Origin of the sequence: Shewanella sp. DC2-4, from assembly GCF_013248875.1 — a bacterium.
Taxonomy (GTDB): Bacteria; Pseudomonadota; Gammaproteobacteria; order Enterobacterales; family Shewanellaceae; genus Shewanella; species Shewanella oncorhynchi.
This window is the reverse complement of record NZ_JABRVR010000002.1, coordinates 4,870,282-4,890,194: the sequence shown is the minus strand read 5'-3', so window position 1 is coordinate 4,890,194 and position 19,913 is coordinate 4,870,282. Positions and strand designations below refer to the sequence as shown.

Genomic DNA, 19,913 nt, shown 5'->3' with positions numbered 1-19,913 from the left:
TTCAGCACTCTTGATGTATCGCTGCGTTAGCGGTTTGTATTCAGAATATCGTTTAGGAGATAAATCATGCGGATAGCCATTGCCATTGACAGTTTAGCGGGTGGCGGAGCCGAAAAGGTCATGATTACCTTAGCCAAGCAATTTATTCGCTTAGGGCATGAGCCGCATTTTTTAGTCATGGAAGATAATCGCTATTATGAAATCCCAGATGACTTACCCATTCATCAATGTTTTGCCCCTAAGGATAAAGATTTCGACCATTTTGGGCGATTGAATGCTTCGGTTAACAAACTCAGCGCAAAAATCGCGGAAATTGAATCTCAAGTGGGCAAGTTTGATTTGTTTTTATCAAATTTAGATAAAACCAATTTAATGATGACCAAAACCGGTGTTTCACCGCTTTATGTCATAGTCCATTCCTCTGTAGAAGAAGAGTTGAGCCGCCAATTTAAACTGGGACCGTTTGCTTATTTCAAGAAGCTAAAATCCAAAAAAGCGCTCAATGGCCAGCATTTGATTACCGTCTCAAATGGCATAGCAAAGGAGATTAAAGATAAAGGTCGTTTGCATCCAGCATCTATGCAAACTATCTATAATCCATTTGAATTTAACGAAATCACATTTCAATCACAGCAAGATAATCCACAAATCCCTCAGGGAGATTATCTTATTCACGTCGGTCGCTTTGCTAAGCAAAAGCGCCATGATGTGTTGTTTGAAGCCCTCAAGCTCACGCAAAATCAACTTCCTGTCGTTCTCTTGTGTCATAACCACAAAAAAGCGATAAAAGCAGCGAAAAAGTTTGGTATTGAAAAGCGATTAATTATTCCCGGTTTTCAAAGTAATCCTTTTCCATGGATTAAGCAGGCTAAGGCATTAGTGCTCAGCTCTGATTTTGAAGGTTTACCGACAGTCTTGATTGAATCTTTAGCTTGTGGGACTCCTGTTGTGAGCACTGATTGCCCACATGGACCCAGTGAGATTTTAACCGGAAATTTAGTGCCTTATCTCGTGCCGCGTCGTGATCCCAAAGCGTTAGCTAAAATGATAGACGAGGTTGTTAGCTTGCCGCCATCCCTCGAGCAGGTTGAGATTTTGGCCAAAGTCGATGCGACCTTAATTGCCGAACAATATTTAGCGTTGGCAAAATAATTTATTCGTTTGTGTTTTAGGAGCATGCTTGTGGAAGAAGCCAAACAAGCCAAAAGACGTTATTTATTTTACATAGCGCAAAACTATTCCTATGCGATGTTAAGGCCACTTCAACAAGTCATTTTGGAAAGAGGTGATGAGGTTAGCTGGTTCTTAGAGGGAAATGAGGTCGATCCTAAGTTTTTAAAAACCGATGAACTGCGCTTGCAGAGCATCGATGCTGTGAAAGCGTGGAAACCAGATGCGGTATTCGTGCCTGGGAACGTTGTCCCTCATTTTATTCCTGGGGTTAAAGTGGGCGTATTCCATGGATTTAATGCGGGTAAAATGAACCATAAGGGCCGAGAAGATCACTTCGAAATCAGAGATTGTTTTGATTTGTATTGTACCCAAGGCCCTGCGACGACTCTGCCTTTTCTGAAACTAGAGAAAAAGTTTGGTACTTTTACTGTAGTTGAAACGGGATGGCCTGCGCTCGACCCCCTATTTCTTGAGAATAAAGATAATCCCTATATCAAAGCTGATGACACAAGGCCAGTAGTACTCTTTTGCTCAACATTTTCCCCAAGTTTGACCTGCGCACCTGTAGTATTTGAGCAGATTAAAGCCCTGTCGCAAAAGAGCCAATGGCGCTGGTTAGTGCAATTTCATCCAAAGATGAATCCTAAGATTGTTGAGCAGTACAAGGCTTTAGAAAACGAGAATTTACAGTTTGTTGAAACTGATAATGTGATCCCTTTGCTGCAGGCGGGGGATGTGATGTTGTGTGACACTTCATCGATTCTGTTGATGTTTTTAATGCAGCGAAAACCAGTGGTGACCTTTAAAAATCAGTCACCGAAAGATCATTTAATCGATATCAGTCGGGTTGAGGATATTGAATCTGCATTAACGCGAGCACTGAGTCGTCCTGATGATTTGATGGCGCACATCCATGATTATTGCAATCAAATTCACCCTACGGGCGATGGTCAATCTAGCCAGCGAGTTTTAGCCGCAACAGATGCTTTGATTGATAAAGGCACTGATTGGCTAAAACCTAAACCATTGAACCTATTGCGCCATTTTAAGATGCGGCGCAAGCTAGGTTATTGGAAGTTGTTTTAGCTAGTTGTCGTTACTTATGGGCCGATATTTCAATATCGGCCCATTTTGTTAGCCTTGCATTTTCGTTTCTTCAACCAGTTTAAAGATGATTTCTTGCATATTTTTCTGGAAATCTTCAATACTGTGGTTGGCTTTGATGTAGTCAACTGCCTTAACCGCGAGTTCTTGTCTTAGTTGTTCGTTTTCCATCAGATGGCGTATACCATCGACAAATAAATCGACTTTATCAAAACCATCTCCGAGCACTGTACCTGTAAATACGCCAAATTGACTCGTCAGCTCGTCGGGGTCACGGCAACTGACGAGAAGGGTGCCATAAGATAACGCTTCTAAGAAAGAAATAGGTAGAGCTTCGTGAATTGAAGTGTTGACTAAAATTTTAGCATCTTTGATTAGCTGGTTTTTTCGATCGCCTTCTACATGCCCTACAAAATGTAGGTTGGGAATATTTAGGTAGTCATTCATGATGGACTGATTTTTCTTTGACTGCCTAAATGACTGACCTAGCATGAAAAATTCATATTCAGGCATCAGTTTAGCTATCTCGCAAAATAACCAACCACGTTTGACTGACTCAATTCGTCCCAGAAAGATAATGTGATTTTTCTTCGGGTGTGCTTCTACATCGAAATTATGATCGATCTCGATAGGATTGGGTAAATATTTGATTTCTGTCTTGTTGTCGAGATTGTAGAGGTCCCTGGCTTTACGATCTAAAAAGCGTGCCTGAGAAATAAATGAGACTTTCCCTGCCGCCCAAAGGTCATGAACAAACTGATAAATATTACTGTCCCAATAACTTTTCTCAGGGAAAAGTTTTACGGTATTTATTTCATCCCATTCATAATCAGGTCTTGGATCTTGAACCCAAAATAGGAGTTTTTTATCAATATTGGGGATAGTTTTTAGAATACGATATGAGTGGGTTGTCATTTCTATTGACAGAAATATATCGTAATTCTTCTTTTTCAGAAACCTAATATTAAGGAAATCCATAAACTTAGCAGCTAAGCGATAAACTTTAATGCCATCGATCATATAGCGACGAGGTATTAATCTTTGCTTGCTGCAGTCTTTTTTTATCAGCACTTCTACTTCAATATTTTCGTTGGGTAAGTGTTTGGCGATTAAGTGGCGTGCTAGAAAACCGTATCCACCATACACTGTGCCTGTACCACCAAAGTACTCATCAACTAATAAAGCCACTTTAAGCTTACTCATTACTACCCCAAAAAATCATTTATTGCTAATTCTACTTAGGCAGAATTATTTGATGGGAAGTATTTTGATATTTTTCAAATAGACTATCAATGAATTTATTTATTCATAAATACAGAATGGTTAACCTTATAATAAACTGTTTTATCGATGTTCAATAATAGTAATTATACAGGCTAAATGTATTGTATTTCTGTGTGTTATTACTCTTTGTTTGATGCATTTGTTAACGTCTTGTTTTTTTAATCCAATTAAAACGAGCTTTCATACTGTATCAGAGTGTAACGGGTGTTGGAGGTTAAGTAGAAACTCTACTTATATTCAATAGAGTTTCTACTTTTTACCGTATTAAAGATATTTATTCGGCTAAGTTCAAATATTGCTTTGCAATATTTTGACTATCTACGGCTTTAAGAATAGCAAGGTCTTCAAGCGATGGAGGCGATGCCAGACATTCCAGAGCCTTTTGTGCCAACAATGCAGGTTGGCGAACGGGAACCAAATAATTAGCTAAATGTCCGGTAAGGATTTCATTCGGGCCGTGAGGGCAGTCAGTGCTTACGACGGGGGTGCCACAGGCCAATGACTCAATGACTACCGTTGGTAAGCCTTCAAAATCTGAGCTCAGTAGCATTAATTCTGCGTTGGCAATCCAAGCATAGGGATTATGTTGAAACCCGGGTGTGATAATTCGGTGCTCAACACCGTATTTTTTGGCTAATTTACGCGCTTTATTTGGTCGATTACAGAGAAGCACGAGTTTAGGTGCTGTCGGCATATCCCTCAATGCTTTGAAGAGAATGTCATGGCGCTTTTGACGAGTGACTCTACCCACATGGATCATATAAGGCTCATTGGGAATTTCGGCGATGACTTCTTGAGTCTTAATTTTTATTTCTTCTAAGCGAAAAGGGTTGTAGATGGTTTGCACGCTCTGGGGTTTTAACCAAGACGTGGCTCTGAGTTCGTCGGCAATACCATTTGAGACTGTGATGATTTTTTTGCCGATCAGGGCCTTGGCTTTTTTCCATCTGCGCCAGAAGTGTACTGGACCGCGTTTTAACTCCATCAATAACTCTTGTTTTAACGCACAATGACAGAAGTAGTAGCAAGGATCGAAATGACAGCCGGAAACAACAACATCGCAGTCAGTTGAATTACTGAGAAAGAGTGAAAACTTGCCCGTTTTTTCGGCGGCGCTCACTTTAGCTTTGAGTTGTTGTATCTGCTCCTGTAGCAAAGGTTTTTGACCCGCTTCAAACAGATAATGAATGGTCACATTTTGCGGAGGTATAAAATCGCCTTCCCTGTGAAACACAAACAAATGCACATCTTGTCCTGCTTCCTGTAACACTTCTGCCTGCGACAAAGCGACTTTCACTGTGCCGTTGGAGAAAAAGTTATGGCAAAAAATCGCGATTTTCTTCATATATGCTCTTCTGCGTGTCTTCAAACGTCGTTTTTAAACCTAACACTGCTCAGTGTATATCGTTAAATAGGGGAGCAACATTGTATGTGGTCGGTTTTAATTTCGTGCAACATTATACCTGTTCGTGCCTTTACATGGGCTTAATCAATAGCGTTCTTGCTTATTTTTAAGTTTTTTATCGGTATTTAAAGTCGTTTTTGCTGCGATTATTCACTCGCTTTGCTAAAACGAGTAGACTGGCGAGCAATGATTTTTGGCATCCATGTGAGTTGAGTCAGCAAAGTGCATACAAGAGCTATTTATCCGGGAACTTTTGATCCTATCACCAATGGTCATGCCGACTTGATTGAGCGTGCGGCTAAACTGTTTAAACATGTGGTGATTGGCATTGCGGCTAATCCTTCCAAGCAGCCTAGATTCACCCTTGAAGAGCGAGTTGAATTGGTCAATCGGGTGACTGCTCATTTGGATAATGTCGAGGTGGTGGGGTTTTCGGGGTTGCTAGTGGATTTTGCCAAGGAGCAAAAGGCCAGTGTACTTGTGCGTGGGTTACGCGCGGTATCCGACTTTGAATATGAATTCCAATTAGCAAATATGAATCGCAGATTGAGCCCTGATCTGGAAAGCGTGTTTTTAACGCCTGCCGAGGAAAACTCATTTATCTCTTCAACCTTAGTAAAGGAAGTCGCTTTGCATGGTGGCGATGTGAGCCAGTTTGTTCACCCTGAAGTAACTGCTGCATTGGCGGCAAAGCTTAAGTTGGTTAAACCTTAGATTTTACCTGCGAACTAGATAGTTTTTACGTAGGAGTTTTGTGTTAACTTTGAGGCATTGTTGCCTTGTGATGATACTTAAAAGGATGTTATGAAGGCTTTTTTTTCCCCCACGATCCTTGCTACTAGCATTGCCTCTGGCCTGTTTTTTTCTTCAATGCTTGCTGCTGCACCTTGGGTCGATGCCTCTGATATTTATCTTAGAGCTGACATTCAAGCACTTGCTGATGCGGGTGTGATCACTGTGCCAGTGAATACTTATCCATTGATGTGGTCAGGCATTGGTGGTGATTTAGCGAAAATTGAGCCTGAGCTGCTTTCTCCCTCTTTAGTACAAGCCTTTGCACGGGTTAATTTTTATTATCAAAATGCTGTCGATAATCGTGGTAATGCACGGGTAAAAGTATCGGCAGCATCTGATCCTGCTCGCTTTCAACATTATGGTTCTGACTATCGCGAGAAAGGTGAAGTGCTGGGCTCCTACGAGTATTTAGGATCGCGTGTTGCTTATAAGGCGACAGTGGCAGAAACCTATGATCCGCAAGATAATAAAAATTTCCGCCTTGATGAGTCTTATTTTGCCATCATTTTTGGCAATTGGATCGCAACCTTAGGCGCGGTTGAGCAGTGGTGGGGACCGGGGTTTGACTCGGCTATACATCGTTCTAATAACGCCCGCCCTATGTCATCGTTAACCTTGAGCCGTAACAATGCCGCGGCTTTTGAAACACCTTGGTTATCTTGGATTGGCCCTTGGACCTTTAAAACTGGATTTAGCTTAACTGAAGTGGATCGTGCTGTGCCTAAGACGGCTGAGTGGGATATGCGCTTAAGTGCAAGACCGATTAAACAGTTAGAAGTGGGATTGTCTTGGTCGACTTTATTTTGTGGTGAGGGTCAAGATTGTAACTTTGACTCTTGGTGGGATTCGGTTGCGAGTAATGCTGTTTGTATCGATGGTACAAATGATTGTGCGCCGAATGAGCGCCGCGATACAGGCCATAGAACTCAAAGTATTGATATGCGTTATGCCGATACTTTGCAGGATATCCCCGTTGGATTATATCTCGAACATAGTTGTGAAAATGGTAGTGACTGCGGCTCACTTTGGGGTATTGATACCCATTTGGGCACATCGGGTAAGCAGTTTAAGTTGTTCATGGAATATTCGGACACCTATGTAAAATGCGATGGTGATAGTGCCAATTGTTTCTATGAGGATCCTGTCTATCTGAGTGGTGCTCGCTACTATGGTCGTGCTTTGGGTTCTACCTATGATAGTGATGCACAAGTGTTTGTGGTTGGATTAGTTGGCCAGTTTAATAACAGCCGTGGTTTTACCTCGTTGCTGCGTTATGCGAAGCTGAATAAAGATGGCTCCAATGTGGCAAACACTTGGGCGCCACAACCGCCAAAAGAAGATTTATTGATGCTGGAGCTTTCTTACCGTATGCCTGTGTGGAAAGGCATGTGGAGCTTAGGTGGAACAGTATCGAGATCGGAGTTTGAAGTTCAAGAAAATGATACCAATGCCACGCTATTTAGCAGTTTTGAGTATCGTTTTTGACAGATATAATTGATTAAATAACGAAAAATGCCAAGCACTTGCTTGGCATTTTGGCTTATAAATAACGCAATGTTAGCGTGTTTGGCAAATGCCACAAAATACTGTGGTGCGCTGGCCTAAACGGATCTCACTCAGTAGGTTACCGCAGCTTGTGCAGGTTTCACCGCCGCGACCATAGACATGCAGTTTTTGGGCGAAGTAGCCCGGCTTGCCATCGGCATTGGTGAAGTCTTTCAGCGTAGTGCCGCCTTGTTTAATGGCGTGGGCTAAGATTTGCTTCACTTCGGCAACTAAAACGGTCAAACGCTCGATATCGATTTTACCTGCTTCGGCCTCTGGATGAATGCCTGCGGCAAACAGGGCTTCATTGGCGTAAATATTACCCACTCCCACCACTATATGATTATCCATCAGGCAGAGTTTGATGGCCTTTTTCTTGCCCGCTAAAGCTGCCGCTAATTGTGCGACATTAAAGGCATGGGTCAGTGGCTCTGGCCCCAGTTTGGCGAGTAATGGATGCGCTTCTTCTGGGAGTTCACACCATAGCCAAGCACCGAATCGTCTTGGATCGTTAAAACGTAAAATGCGGCCGTTGGCGAGCACTAAGTCGATATGGTCATGCTTTTCCACTGGGGTATCGTGGGGCAAAATCCGTAAACTTCCCGACATGCCTAAATGCACTATGCTAGTGCCCGCGTCAGTGTCGATTAATAGATACTTAGCACGGCGTCGCACTTGGCGTATAACTTGGCCGATAATCTGTTTGGCTATGTCAGGCACTGGCCAGCGCAACGAGCCATTGCGGATCACAAGATCAACTACGGTTTGCTCGACAAGGAAGGGTGCAATACCCTGACGGGTGACTTCAACTTCTGGTAATTCCGGCATGGATTCTTTCTTATCTTAAGTAAAATGGGGCGGCATTAAGCTGCGGGTTTCGCATCGAGGATCGGTTGCAGTTTAGCTCGTAAACTCGGAGGCACTAAATACCAATTACCTGCCGGAGACTTTAAGGCGCCTTCATTGGGAAAATAGATCCACAGTTGAGCATCGCGGATATCTGCAATCTGGATGACTAATTCTTGCGGATTATCCGTGGTTTCTGGCGCGGCGGTTAAGGGGGATACCCGTATGGTTTGCCACGCCTTTGCCCATTCATCACAGTTGAGGACTGTAGTGTCGCACTCCCATTGTGATGCTTGCTTGTGCAGCCATAACCCGTCGAGTTGCAGCTGTGAAAGCGGTGCGTTATCGTCAAACAGTCGCTGAGCATCACTCGGAACATTATTGGTTTTGTTATCCATAAACGTCAGCACGGCGACCATAAAGGCGCAGGCGATTATGATGATGTTATTCCATTGCTTACGAGTTAATGCCATAGAAATGTGTGACGCTAAGTATGGGGTGAGGCTTCGAGTTTATCACGGCCAAATTGAGATGCTAGCCCTTAAGCGATGGAGTGGTGATGCTTAACCGCCTGTGGCGTTCATAAAGCGTAGGATTTGTACCTGATTATTGCCAAAGTCGTGCTGCTTAGGTTTGAGATTAATTCCCGCGAGAATAGCGACTTTTAATCTTTCAATATCAGCCGGAAATTCCCGGACTATGCTTTTGAGATCAACGGCATGTTCATTGCCTAAACACAGCAATAATTGGCCTTCGACTGTGACGCGCACGCGATTACATTCGTGGCAGAAGTTGTGGCTGTGGGGCGAGATAAAGCCGATATGGATTGGGCTGCCGGCCATAGTGTAATAACGTGCTGGGCCGCCGGTACGTTTGTTGGAAAGCTGTAGCGGATAGTGACTATTAATGATGGCTTTTACTTCATCGCTACTGCAATGACGGGCGCGTTTCCGCTCATCCATTTCGCCAAGCGGCATTTCTTCGATAAAGGCGATGTCTAAGTTACGGCCACGACAGAAGTCAACTAAATCAATAACTTCATTATCGTTCTGCTGTTTTAAAATCACCGCATTAATCTTGATACGTTCAAATCCCGCCGCAATAGCCGCATCAATACCATCGATGACTCTGTCTAATTTGCCGTTACGCGTTAGCTGAGTAAACAGTGTGGGGTTTAAGGTATCTAGGCTGATATTGAGGCGCTTTAATCCTGCATCAAACATGGGTTTAGCGAATTTTGTCAGCCTTGAACCATTAGTGGTCATGGATAAATCCGTCAGCCCAGGCAGTTTACCAAGCAGACCCACTAGCTGGTCGCAATCGGTGCGAACTAAGGGCTCACCGCCGGTCAGGCGAATTTTAGTCACACCAAGCTCGGTAAAGGCTTGGGCAATCCAAGCTAATTCTTCGAGGTGGAGTACGTGGTCCTTTGGCAGAAAACAGGGATCTTCCGTCATGCAATAAACACAGCGAAAGTCGCAGCGGTCGGTGACCGAGAGCCGTAAATATTCGACCTTACGGCCAAAGGAATCCACAATTAGACTCATAAAAACTCACTGGATCCTAAAGCAGATCCGCAAAGGGTTGAATAAATACAGTTTCACCTGCATTCACGGCTTCTGCATCATCCCCTATGATGATGAGGCAATTCCCTTTAACCATTGAACTTAACATCCCAGAACCTTGGTTGCCCGTGCTACTCACGTGCAGACGTCCATCTTTACCAAGCTGATAAATCCCGCGAATAAATTCGGTGCGGCCTTGACGGCTTCGTAGAGTTTCATCACTTATTGCAGGGAATAGCTGCGCTTGCCAATTTACTTCACCTGCTAATTTTCGTAAAGCGGGCTGCACAAATTGCAGGAAAGACACCATGACTGCGACTGGGTTGCCAGGTAGCCCGAAGAATAAGCTGTCATTCACTTTACCAAAGGCGAGTGGCCGACCCGGACGCATGCTAATCCGCCAGAAATCAATTTTGCCGAGGCGTGCAAGCACGGTTTTAATGTAGTCCGCATCGCCGACAGACACGCCACCCGAGCTAATGACGACATCAGCAAGGTTGGCGGCTTTAGCGAGAGTTGCTTCAAGGGCGGCTTCAGAATCTTCGATAATGCCTAAATCGATAACATCACAACCGAGACGTTTTGCCATCGCTTTGATGGTAAAGCGGTTTGAGTCATAAATGCAGTTAGCTTTGAGTACTTCACCGGGCTGGCTCACTTCATCGCCGGTAGAGAATACTGCAACAGTTGGGCGGCGATATACACTCAGGTGATTGAGTCCAAGTGAGGCCAGTAAACCTTGTTCGGCGGCGCTTAGGCGAGTGGCTTTTGCGAGTGCGACTTGGCCTTGAGCAATATCTTCTCCTGCGAGGCGAACGTGTTGGCCAGAAAGAATGCGGCCTTCAAAGCTAACAATGCCATCGACTTCCTTGGCAAGCTCTCGGGGCTGCACTGTATCAGCACCTGCTGGCACTGTTGCGCCCGTCATGATACGCACGGTTTCGCCGACTTTAAGCGTGGCCGAATATTGATGACCGGCAAGAACCTCTCCCACCAATTTTAAGGTGATAGGCATTGGGTCTTGATAGACAAAGGCGTAGCCATCCATCGCCGAATTGGTCTGTTGTGGCACGTTGACGGGAGAAATGCTGTCGCTGGCCAGTACGCGGTTATCTAAGGCATCTAACTCAATGTCTTCAATCTCTGCCACAGGTGATACATGGGATAAAATCTGCGCTAAACCTTGGCTGACGGTAAGGTTTTTGTTGTCGCCTATGGCGCAGGCATCCACGGCCGAAATGGGGTATTGGAGTGGCGCTTCCCAGTTTTGGGTGTACTCCATCACAAAATCGGCAATCTGGCTGATATTGTTGAGATCGAGTCGGCGCAGCTCACTCGGGAGTGCGTCGTTTGGCAACTGAGTGTCATCGCAACAGGCGATGGCGAGGATATTCTCATCTTGGGTGTAGATAAAAGGTTTGCCGTGGGCGGCGCGGTGCAATTCAATCTTAGGTAAGGCAAGTTTTTTAAAGCCTTCGACGAGGACGATATCGACTTTGTCGGCTTCGATTTGCTTGAGTAAATGGACTAACTCAGGATCGCCATCGCGCGCATCTTCTGTCATCAGCGCCCAGCGTACATGGGAGGCGACCAGCATTTGTCGCGCGCCAGCCTTGCGCATTTCGTAACTGTCTTTGCCGGGAATATCTACGTCGAAATTATGGTGGGCATGTTTGATTACGGCTAAACGCAGGCCACGTTGATTTAATTCGGGGATCAATTGCTTGAGTAAGGTGGTTTTCCCCGTGCCACTGTAGGCACAAAATCCGAGAACGGGAATAGCGAGCGGATTGACGAAGGGGTTACTCATTTGCACCTCTAATTTGGGTTATTGGAGCCTTTTTAGCTATTGGGTGATTTCTATCGCTAGTCGTTGTTTTTGTTCTGGCGTATTCACATTCACAAAAGCATTGGGCTGGTCGGCGAATGACGCTACGACGAAGTGATGTTTGATATACCAAAAGTCCACTTTACGCTCACCCGCCTCAAGAAACGCTTTCATCGAGTCACGTAAGCTAGGTTTTAAGAGTAAAACAACGGGTTGTTCATACTCACCGTCACTGGCGACAGCAATCTCGGCTTTTTCTGCTTCAATTGCTGCCAACATACGCGGAACAAGGTCAAGTGGCAGGAGTGGGCAGTCGCAGGGCACTACCAATAAGTAGTCTGCATCTGTTTGGCCCATAGCGGTGATCATACCCGCTAAAGGTCCGAGGAAACCACTATGCTCGTCACTTATCACCTTAAAACCGAACTCAGCATAACGTGTTTGGTTACGATTTGCGTTGATCAGGATCTCCTTAACCTGAGGTTTTATTCTATCTATTGTGTGCTTAATCATGGCTTCGCCGTTTAATTCGACAAGACCTTTATCGTCGCCACCCATGCGACGGGCCATACCACCGGCGAGAATAACTGCATCAATTTGCGATGACATACAAAGGCTCCTGTGCTGGCAAAGATTCAGGCTGTTGATAAGAGGTCATCACGCGCTCACCTTCTATGTGCCACTGTTGTTCGCAGATGGCGGTTAGCGCGCAATTCTGATGGCTACTCAGTAACATTCCTGTGCCTTCGTGTTTGAGTTGTTGGATCATTTTTAATACTAGCTCTTGGGAATCCTTGTCCATATTGGAGGTGGGTTCATCGAGCATTAATAGTTTAGGTTGTAGGATCCAAGCGCGCGCAATCGCGAGGCGCTGTCTTTCGCCACCAGAGAGATTACTGGCCCTTTCGTGCAGCAGCGACCCTAGCTGCGCCATCTCAATTGCTTGAGTAATCCGCTGTTTAGCCTTGGCTTTTGTTTCTGAGCTGAAATTCAGCCCATAGGTGAGATTATATTCTACTGTGCCGTCGAACAAATAAGGATGTTGGTGCAGATAAACGGCCTTACCTAACAATGGATTGCGTCGCCACCAAGCATTTTTGGCAAAACCGACAGCCTCAATATGGCCTTTGGTTGGTGGCATTAAGCCCGCCAGAATTTTCATCAAGGTTGATTTGCCTGTGCCATTGTCGCCTTGCAGATAAATCACATCTCCTTGGCAGAGCGATAATACGTCGGCTTTGAATAACAGGCGCGCGCCAAAGGACATTTCTACGTCACGGGCGATCAGTTTGACCTTAGTCATTGCTTAATGGCTCCTTGGCATGGCTTTGCCGCGTAAACTACCTAAGGCAAAGTTGAGGATCAAGGCCAAGATTAGCAGCACTAGCCCGAGGGCGATAGCTTGGGCGAAGTCACCTTTGCTGGTTTCAAGTGCGATTGCGGTAGGAATATTACGGGTCACGTTTAAAATATTGCCGCCGACCATCATAGAGCAGCCGACTTCGGTCAGAATGCGACTAAACGCTGCGACAATCGCCAGCAGTAAGGGCATGCGCAGTTCTCGGCATACTGTCCACACTGCACGGCACCAAGAGGCACCTAAGGTGCGTGAGGTTTCCCAAGCTCTGCGATCAACGCTAGTGAATGCGGCTTGGCTCATTGCAATTAGCACGGGGGCACAGATGAACATTTGCCCGAGAATCATGCCTTCTTGGGTAAATAACCATTTTAGATCGCCCAGAGGACCGTTACGCGTTAGCAGTAAATACACGAGTAGACCGATAACCACTGTAGGGATTGATTGCAGAGTTTGAACTAAGTTAGTGACTATCCATTTGCCGCGAAATGGTGCAAACGCCAACACAAAGCCGAGCACCATGGAAGGAACAAGCGTGATCAGCAGTGCCGCGAAAGAAACCGAAAACGAGATCGAAATGATGGACCAAACGTCAGGGTCTAAAGAAAACAGCAGGCTTAACGCCTGCTGTAATAGTGCTAGCCAGCCGTCGTTCATTCGCTATAAGTTGCCTTGAACAATTGCTCGCCTTCGACTTTGAAGTTGTTGATCATGCTTTGACCTTCTTTGCTGATCAACCAGTCGCTGAATGCTTTAGCGCCTTTGTGGTTCAGATCTGGGTATTTAGCAGGGTTGATGAGAATGACTTGGTATGGGTTGGCTAAGGTTTTACCACCATCGAAATCAACGGCAAGATCGAGCTTAGTTTTATAAGCCACGAAAGTACCACGGTCAGACAGAGTGTAACCTTGCATTTCGTTTGCCATCAGCAGGGTTTTACCCATGCCTTGACCGACTGAAGTATAACCTTTGAAGTTAGGAGTAACATTTGCCGCTTTCCATACTTCTAACTCTTTGATGTGAGTGCCTGAATTGTCACCACGAGAGATAAAAGGCACGCCTGATTTTGCCATTTTAACGAAAGCTTCTTCGGCTGTTTTGCTGTCACGGATTTTTGCTGGGTCGTTTTTAGGGCCAAGTACTACGAAATCATTTTCCATAATGCCACGGGGCTCAACACCAAAACCATCGGCTACGAATTTAGCTTCGGCGCTAGGCGCGTGAGTCATGACTAAATCCACGTCACCTTGCTCACCTAGTTTCAGGGCTTTACCTGTACCTGTGGCGATGACTTGAACCTTGTAGCCTGATTCACTTTCGAACTTAGGTAACAGTTCTTTCAATAGGCCTGAGTTTTCTGTGCTGGTGGTGGTGGCTAACTTGATAATTTCAGTCGAGTGAGCGGGTAAAACAGTGAACATACTGGCTGCAACAACCAGTCCCAGTAATGACTTCATATGAGATTTCATGTTTAGCATGGGTACTCCTTGGCGGAAAATAGGATTCCAACTCAAATGCCTACTGAGTGGAAGGTCTCGTAAATTGTAATACGTTCGGTTGAAAGCAAGTTAGATGCCAAGCTGAGAATGCGGTCATTTTCTTCACAGCTTAACCTAATTTGTGAGCTTGATCCCAAGCTTAACAAATACTCTACAGACAAATTGTCTCAGGACAAACTTCTGATGGTTCATAGTGACCTATTCATCTATTTTCAGTGCTAGAATTGGTCGCAAATGAGTCAAAATGTCCAGAAGCAGACAATATGAGCCAGATAGATAATAACCTCAAGCCTCTTCCATCGGCAGTATCGGTACTGATTGTTGATGATGAACCCGGAATGCGGAGTTTTTTAAATAAGGCACTCTCGAAGAAATTTGCCTTAGTCGAAACGGCGGGCAGTATCGAAGATGCGGAGCAGCTGCGTAGCCGGTGCCATTTCGATTTGCTTATTGTCGACATTCGTCTGCCTGGTCGTTCGGGTATCGAATGGCATGAAGCGTTGGATGAGCAGGGGCGTCGTTCGGACATCATTTTTATGACCGGCTATGCTGACATGGAAGTCGCGATTACCGCGCTACGAGCTGGTGCGTCTGACTTCATCATGAAACCTTTCCACCTCGAACAGATGATGACTGCGGTCGATCGCTGTATCGAACGTCGCTTGCTTAAACGTGAAAACTTGATGCTGCGTCGTGAGGTTTCAATCGGTTATTCATCGACCATTATTGGCAGCAGTGAAGCCATGAAGTCGGTGAAACATATCATCGAACGTGTGGCGCCGACCAATGCCGTCGTCTTGATCCAAGGTGAGTCGGGCACGGGTAAGGAATTAGTCGCACGACAATTGCATTTACTTAGTGGACGTCAGGGACCTTTTGTCCCAGTTAACTGTGGCTCTATCGCCCCTGAACTGCTCGAAAGTGAATTGTTTGGCCATACCGCCGGTGCCTTTACGGGTGCGAAAGGCAATCGTGAAGGTTTATTCAGTTTTGCCTCGGGCGGGACGATTTTTCTCGATGAAATTGGCGAAATGCCACTGAAAATGCAAACGGCTTTACTCCGAGTATTAGAGCAAAAAGCAATTCGTCCTGTGGGCAGCGAGAAAGAAGTGAACATCGATGTGCGAGTGATCGCGGCCACTAACCGGACTCTGATTGATGAAGTGGATGCAGGGAATTTCCGTCGAGATTTATATTATCGGCTGAATGTGCTCGATATTTTAATCCCGCCATTACGTGATAGACCCGAAGATGTCGTGGAGTTAACCCATCATTTCACTCGCCAACTTGCCGCTGAATTAGGGGTAAGAGAAGTCGTGTGGAGCCATGAAGATATGGTGAAACTACAGCAACACGAGTGGCCTGGTAACATTCGTGAACTGCGCAACATGATTGAGCGTTGTATTTTGCTGGGTAAACCGCCTGCGGAATATTGGAAGCAACAGCTGAAGAGTGAGTCTTTATCCACATCGGGTTATCCATTGGATTGGCCATTGAAAGACGTGGAAAAACACCATGTGACCAGCGTTGTGGACTTACATTCTGGCAATAAGTCTGCCGCGGCGAGGGATTTAGGCGTTTCGCGTAAGACCTTAGATCGCAAGTATAAAGAGTGGTTTGATTTTAGTGGCGAACAGGAGTCATAGGGTGTCATTCTTCACTCACTTTTTTGGTGTCAGTTGGCAGCAAATGCAGGCCAAGGTGCGCTATCGCATATTAATCCTGACGTTACTGCCCATTCTACTGACACTGGTGAGTTTAGTGTTTATCACTATTTACTGGAACATCAGTTATACAGGTAAGCAGCTGTTTATGAAGGTTAAAGCTGACTTATCTGTTGCCGAAAACACTTTGCAGCAAGTGCAAGTACGCCAAGAAAAACAACTTGAACGTGTGGTGACGTCTTGGACCTTTCAAAATGACTTTAGGCCACTTTTCAGTGGTAAAGAATTAAGTGGCGAAGTCAGCTACCGAGCCAGTATTGATGCTTTTCTCCTTGAACAGAAAAAACAGCTAAATCTCGATTATCTGCGTTTAGTCAGTGTTGCCGAAGCGGCCGCAGACCCAGATTTACGCCAAATCCTTCCTAAGTTAGACGGTTTATTACCTTACTCCGGCTTGATGGTGCTGCCGCCCGAGCGTTTAGCACGTATCGACCCCGAATTGGCTATCACTGCGAGCATTCCGATAGTTGCAACCTTGCGGGCGCAGAGCCCCGTTAAAACCGTTGAAGAACGTGGTTTATTGAGCCGTAGCTTATTGCCCGTCCCTGATATGGAAGGCAAAGTGACTTGGTATCTCGATGGTGGGATCTTGTTTAATCGCGATACTCGAATTGTCGACCACATTCGTGATCTGGTATACGACAAAGGCACCTTGCCTGAGCGTTCCATCGGTACTGTGACCATCTTCTTAGATAACATCCGTATTTCCACCAACGTGCCGCTGCATTTTTATCCCACAGGCAATGAGACGCTGGGCCGCGCGCTTGGCAGTTTAGTATCGGAGGAAGTGAAAGACAAAGTGTTAACTCAAGGTGAGCAGTGGGTCGATCGCGCTTTCGTATTTAACGATTGGTTTATTTCCGCTTATGCCCCCTTGGAAGATGTTCGCGGCCAACGTGTCGGTATGATCTATACCGGCTTTTCTGAATCGCCATTTATCCATAATTATTTACTCAATATCATAGAGCTAGGCACGATTCTAATGTTAGTGCTGTTGGTCTCTGGCCTGCTGGTTTATCGCGGTGCTTATAGTTTATTGCAGCCAATTGAACGTATTCACCATGTTGTACAAGCTGTGCAGTCGGGGCGCAATATTCGTATCGGCGCCTTAGGATTAGATCGGGATAATGAGTTATCGAACTTAGCCGAGCAATTTGACAGTATGCTTGACTTGCTACAGCGTCGAAATGCCCAAATTCAAGCGGCGGCAGAACAGCTTGAAATGAAGGTTGAAGAGCGTACTCGCAGCCTGCAGGATAAAACCTTAGAGCTGCAACGTAACGTGGCGTTACTAAACGAAACGCGTCAACAGCTCGTCACTAACGAGAAGCTCACAGCTCTTGGCGAATTGACCGCAGGTATCGCCCATGAAATCAATAATCCGACTGCTGTAATTCTTGGCAATATGGAATTACTGCGCTACGAACTTGGTGATAATGCTGAAGTAGTAAAAGAAGAAATTGATCTAGTCATTCAACAGGTTGGGCGGATCAGCACTATCATCCGTAGCCTGTTACAATACAGCCGACCTGGCGAATTCAACGCACCACTAGAAATGCATCCGATGACTCCTATTATCGAAGAAATGTTGGTGTTGGTGCGACATTCGATTCAAAAACAAGAAGTCGTGCTGATCACTGAGTTGAACGCCAGTTGTCCAGTACAGGTTAATCGTCCGCAGTTGCTGCAAGTCTTGATTAATCTTGTAGTGAATGCGGCGCATGCGATGGACGGTAAAGGACGTATTTGGGTGCGAACCTATGACTGGGTGCAGCAAGATATGCCGGTTGGCGTCAAAATCGAAGTGGAAGATGAAGGCTCAGGGATAGCGCCAGAGCAGCTGGGACGGATTTTCGACCCTTTTTATACCACACGTAAGGATGGCACTGGTTTAGGTCTTTCGCTCAGTTACGGCATTATCAAGCGAATTGGCGGCACGATAGAAGTGAGTTCAACTTTGGGTAAAGGGTCTTTATTTACCATAGGTTTGTATCATGAAGCGAAGGAAGATCAGCAAAATAATCCCTACGATGGCTTACACTTTGCGGGCAACTACAGCGATATGTCTGCAGATTAGTCTTATCCCGTTAGATAAACATTGTGTTGTATTTGGCTGATTACGTTTGAATTAAAATATGTCGAGCGATTGCTAGCTTTGTATTATGTGGCTTTGCATTACTGATTTTTAGGCAAAAAAAAGCCGGATGATGAGTCCGGCCACAAAGAGTGTGTGTGAGCAATGTCGTGCTTGCAAACTCAGGAGCTCCATAACAACGTCGATTACCAGTCATCGTTGTTAAAGATGAGTTTTGGAACGCACGCTAACGATAATCATTCTCAATTGTGTTTGCAAGCTATTTATTGCAAAAAGTGCACATCTTTACAAATATCGTTTTGCTCTCATCCATTAACGATTTAGATCGACTTGCACAGATACAGTTTATGATCGACTAAGCTTTTAGGATCGGCTGTCAGTTCAGTAATTAAATATTGATTACAGATCAATAAATTAAGCATCGCAGGAAAACGATTCATCGTTTTCACTTGAATATGATTATAGCCATGGCGGCGTGCCCAAGTTTCTTGATATTCGAGTAGACTCTGCGCTAAGCCTAAACGTCTAAAGTCGGATGCTACCCCACCCAACCAGCTGTAAAATATGGTTTCTTCTTGCTCGTAACCCAGTTTAAAACCCGCAAGTTCACCTTCTACATATGCGACTAAGATCAAACATGTCTTGCCCTGTAAGCGCTGGTCTAACACTTCGTTTGTGAGTGGGTGATCGAGCTCTGGGATTTGTTGGCTAAGTTGGATAAGCTGAGCGGCTAACTCGGGAGTCAAACTTGACTCTGCTTTAATTTCAATAGAATACATAGTTTACTCTCATAAAAAATCAGCCCCACTCGCGCGTTAACAGGAGCAGGGCTGAGCTATTAACTGGTTAAATTATAACAGGTCTGGCCAGTTGGGTTAATTAGGAAATTGATTCTTGCGGATTGGCTCGCAAAATCTTGTCCTGTAAGACTTTTAGCAAAACACCGTATGCCGGTAGGAAAAGGCCTAAGCTCACGATTAGCTTAAAGCCGTAATCGACTGTAGCGATTTCGGGCCAATTGGCTGCCATAAAGCTATCGGAAGAGGCGTAAAAGGCGATACTAAAAAAGACTAAAGTATCGACCAGATTTCCGACTAAGGTTGAGGCGGCTGGGGCGACCCACCAAGAGCGACTGGCTCGAATACGGGCAAAAACCTTAATATCCATCAACTGACCAATCAAATAAGCCGCGAAGCTGGCAAAGGCAATTCGGAACACAAAGGTATTCCACTGTGCAAGTGAATCAGCACCTTGAAAGCTACCTTGATGGAACATCACTCCCATCACGTAGGAAATCATCAAAGCGGGAATCATAGCTTTGAGTATGATGCTGCGTGCGGCTTGTTGGCCAAAAATACGGACAGTGAGATCTGTGGCTAAGTACACGAACGGAAAGCTGAATGCCCCCCAAGTTGTGTGGTAGCCAAACAGTTGAAATGGCAATTGTACTAAGTAGTTGCTGACGCAAATAATCAGTATGTGAAATCCTACTAATAGGAATAAAGCGCGGCGAAGCTGCGCTGTGGTTAACATTAACATATGTGGCCTTTTTAGTTGTGTAGGGCGGGGTGAGGGAACCCGCTAATATTCAATTTATTATGTTTACGACTTTATTGCCGATGACTGCGTGCTGAAATCGGGTCGCCATTATAGTGGTCGAGTTTTAAGATGCAAGTCTGCTGTTTAAATGTGC

General features: G+C 45.2%; 18 protein-coding genes. 6 read left to right on the top strand and 12 right to left on the bottom strand.

The features are described from left to right. Positions 1-66: 66 nt before the first annotated feature. Positions 67-1,152: a glycosyltransferase gene (locus tag HQQ92_RS22135; RefSeq protein WP_173248443.1), complete on the top strand. Its 1,086-nt coding sequence runs from the start codon at positions 67-69 to the stop codon at positions 1,150-1,152. Between the two features lie 24 nt (positions 1,153-1,176). Continuing rightward, complete coding sequence (locus HQQ92_RS22130) at positions 1,177-2,259, top strand: CDP-glycerol glycerophosphotransferase family protein (protein WP_217272658.1); 1,083 nt, start codon at positions 1,177-1,179, stop codon at positions 2,257-2,259. 48 nt (positions 2,260-2,307) lie between these two features. Here HQQ92_RS22130 and HQQ92_RS22125 read toward each other — a convergent pair whose 3' ends face one another. Both HQQ92_RS22125 and HQQ92_RS22120 read right to left on the bottom strand, forming a co-directional pair. Then, the gene (locus tag HQQ92_RS22125) at positions 2,308-3,480 is read right to left on the bottom strand and encodes a glycosyltransferase family 4 protein (protein WP_173248439.1); all 1,173 of its coding nucleotides are present in this window, start codon (positions 3,478-3,480) and stop codon (positions 2,308-2,310) included. A gap of 355 nt (positions 3,481-3,835) precedes the next feature. Then, entirely contained in the window at positions 3,836-4,906 is a 1,071-nt protein-coding gene (locus tag HQQ92_RS22120) for a glycosyltransferase (RefSeq protein WP_173248437.1), read from the bottom strand. Positions 4,907-5,188: 282 nt separating this feature from the next. Between HQQ92_RS22120 and coaD the strand changes: the two genes are divergently transcribed. Further along, positions 5,189-5,680 (top strand): pantetheine-phosphate adenylyltransferase, encoded by a 492-nt coding sequence (coaD, locus tag HQQ92_RS22115; RefSeq protein WP_105250747.1) that lies wholly within the window; start codon positions 5,189-5,191, stop codon positions 5,678-5,680. A 90-nt stretch (positions 5,681-5,770) separates the two neighbouring features. After that, positions 5,771-7,246, top strand: a complete 1,476-nt coding sequence (locus HQQ92_RS22110) for a capsule assembly Wzi family protein (protein WP_173248435.1) — start codon at positions 5,771-5,773, stop codon at positions 7,244-7,246. Between the two features lie 72 nt (positions 7,247-7,318). On the opposite strand, the gene mutM is transcribed toward HQQ92_RS22110, so the two are convergent. The 8 genes from mutM to HQQ92_RS22070 all read right to left on the bottom strand — a co-directional run bounded on the left by mutM (position 7,319) and on the right by HQQ92_RS22070 (position 14,380). Continuing rightward, complete coding sequence (mutM, locus tag HQQ92_RS22105) at positions 7,319-8,134, bottom strand: bifunctional DNA-formamidopyrimidine glycosylase/DNA-(apurinic or apyrimidinic site) lyase (RefSeq protein WP_071940241.1); 816 nt, start codon at positions 8,132-8,134, stop codon at positions 7,319-7,321. A gap of 35 nt (positions 8,135-8,169) precedes the next feature. Then, entirely contained in the window at positions 8,170-8,625 is a 456-nt protein-coding gene (locus HQQ92_RS22100; protein WP_173248433.1) for a hypothetical protein, read from the bottom strand. A gap of 90 nt (positions 8,626-8,715) precedes the next feature. Beyond that, the gene (moaA, locus tag HQQ92_RS22095; RefSeq protein WP_173248430.1) at positions 8,716-9,699 is read right to left on the bottom strand and encodes a GTP 3',8-cyclase MoaA; all 984 of its coding nucleotides are present in this window, start codon (positions 9,697-9,699) and stop codon (positions 8,716-8,718) included. 16 nt (positions 9,700-9,715) lie between these two features. Next, a complete protein-coding gene (locus tag HQQ92_RS22090) occupies positions 9,716-11,527 on the bottom strand; it encodes a bifunctional molybdopterin-guanine dinucleotide biosynthesis adaptor protein MobB/molybdopterin molybdotransferase MoeA (protein ID WP_173248428.1) in 1,812 nt (603 codons plus the stop codon). 36 nt (positions 11,528-11,563) lie between these two features. Then, positions 11,564-12,154 (bottom strand): molybdenum cofactor guanylyltransferase MobA, encoded by a 591-nt coding sequence (gene mobA, locus HQQ92_RS22085; protein ID WP_113940167.1) that lies wholly within the window; start codon positions 12,152-12,154, stop codon positions 11,564-11,566. After that, on the bottom strand, positions 12,138-12,848 hold the full coding sequence (locus tag HQQ92_RS22080; RefSeq protein WP_173248426.1) for an ATP-binding cassette domain-containing protein: 711 nt from the start codon (positions 12,846-12,848) through the stop codon (positions 12,138-12,140). Before HQQ92_RS22080 ends, mobA begins: the two co-directional genes overlap by 17 nt. A 3-nt stretch (positions 12,849-12,851) precedes the next feature. Then, complete coding sequence (locus HQQ92_RS22075) at positions 12,852-13,559, bottom strand: ABC transporter permease (RefSeq protein WP_105250740.1); 708 nt, start codon at positions 13,557-13,559, stop codon at positions 12,852-12,854. Continuing rightward, positions 13,556-14,380 (bottom strand): substrate-binding domain-containing protein, encoded by an 825-nt coding sequence (locus HQQ92_RS22070; protein ID WP_105250739.1) that lies wholly within the window; start codon positions 14,378-14,380, stop codon positions 13,556-13,558. The genes HQQ92_RS22075 and HQQ92_RS22070 overlap by 4 nt, the downstream gene beginning before the upstream one ends. Positions 14,381-14,664: 284 nt before the next feature. Between HQQ92_RS22070 and HQQ92_RS22065 the strand changes: the two genes are divergently transcribed. Both HQQ92_RS22065 and HQQ92_RS22060 read left to right on the top strand, forming a co-directional pair. Next, positions 14,665-16,047, top strand: coding sequence for a sigma-54 dependent transcriptional regulator (locus HQQ92_RS22065; protein WP_105250738.1), 1,383 nt, complete (start codon positions 14,665-14,667; stop codon positions 16,045-16,047). A 1-nt stretch (position 16,048) separates the two neighbouring features. Next, positions 16,049-18,202, top strand: a complete 2,154-nt coding sequence (locus tag HQQ92_RS22060) for a cache domain-containing protein (protein ID WP_173248424.1) — start codon at positions 16,049-16,051, stop codon at positions 18,200-18,202. A gap of 338 nt (positions 18,203-18,540) precedes the next feature. Here the strand turns inward: HQQ92_RS22060 and HQQ92_RS22055 are convergent, their stop codons facing one another. Further along, positions 18,541-18,999 (bottom strand): GNAT family N-acetyltransferase, encoded by a 459-nt coding sequence (locus HQQ92_RS22055; RefSeq protein ID WP_173248422.1) that lies wholly within the window; start codon positions 18,997-18,999, stop codon positions 18,541-18,543. A 100-nt stretch (positions 19,000-19,099) separates the two neighbouring features. After that, the gene (locus HQQ92_RS22050; RefSeq protein WP_105250735.1) at positions 19,100-19,759 is read right to left on the bottom strand and encodes a 7-cyano-7-deazaguanine/7-aminomethyl-7-deazaguanine transporter; all 660 of its coding nucleotides are present in this window, start codon (positions 19,757-19,759) and stop codon (positions 19,100-19,102) included. Positions 19,760-19,913 lie beyond the last annotated feature (154 nt).

Bases quoted from the DNA above. Each gene is read 5' to 3' on its own strand.
- HQQ92_RS22135 (WP_173248443.1), top strand. From the start codon at position 67: ATGCGGATAGCCATTGCCATTGACAGTTTAGCGGGTGGCGGAGCCGAA.
- moaA (WP_173248430.1), bottom strand. From the start codon at position 9,699: ATGAGTCTAATTGTGGATTCCTTTGGCCGTAAGGTCGAATATTTACGG.
- HQQ92_RS22050 (WP_105250735.1), bottom strand. From the start codon at position 19,759: ATGTTAATGTTAACCACAGCGCAGCTTCGCCGCGCTTTATTCCTATTA.
- HQQ92_RS22080 (WP_173248426.1), bottom strand. From the start codon at position 12,848: ATGACTAAGGTCAAACTGATCGCCCGTGACGTAGAAATGTCCTTTGGC.
- HQQ92_RS22065 (WP_105250738.1), top strand. From the start codon at position 14,665: ATGAGCCAGATAGATAATAACCTCAAGCCTCTTCCATCGGCAGTATCG.
- HQQ92_RS22070 (WP_105250739.1), bottom strand. From the start codon at position 14,380: ATGCTAAACATGAAATCTCATATGAAGTCATTACTGGGACTGGTTGTT.
- mutM (WP_071940241.1), bottom strand. From the start codon at position 8,134: ATGCCGGAATTACCAGAAGTTGAAGTCACCCGTCAGGGTATTGCACCC.
- HQQ92_RS22055 (WP_173248422.1), bottom strand. From the start codon at position 18,999: ATGTATTCTATTGAAATTAAAGCAGAGTCAAGTTTGACTCCCGAGTTA.
- HQQ92_RS22075 (WP_105250740.1), bottom strand. From the start codon at position 13,559: ATGAACGACGGCTGGCTAGCACTATTACAGCAGGCGTTAAGCCTGCTG.
- mobA (WP_113940167.1), bottom strand. From the start codon at position 12,154: ATGTCATCGCAAATTGATGCAGTTATTCTCGCCGGTGGTATGGCCCGT.
- HQQ92_RS22090 (WP_173248428.1), bottom strand. From the start codon at position 11,527: ATGAGTAACCCCTTCGTCAATCCGCTCGCTATTCCCGTTCTCGGATTT.
- HQQ92_RS22125 (WP_173248439.1), bottom strand. From the start codon at position 3,480: ATGAGTAAGCTTAAAGTGGCTTTATTAGTTGATGAGTACTTTGGTGGT.
- HQQ92_RS22120 (WP_173248437.1), bottom strand. From the start codon at position 4,906: ATGAAGAAAATCGCGATTTTTTGCCATAACTTTTTCTCCAACGGCACA.
- HQQ92_RS22100 (WP_173248433.1), bottom strand. From the start codon at position 8,625: ATGGCATTAACTCGTAAGCAATGGAATAACATCATCATAATCGCCTGC.
- HQQ92_RS22130 (WP_217272658.1), top strand. From the start codon at position 1,177: ATGCTTGTGGAAGAAGCCAAACAAGCCAAAAGACGTTATTTATTTTAC.
- HQQ92_RS22110 (WP_173248435.1), top strand. From the start codon at position 5,771: ATGAAGGCTTTTTTTTCCCCCACGATCCTTGCTACTAGCATTGCCTCT.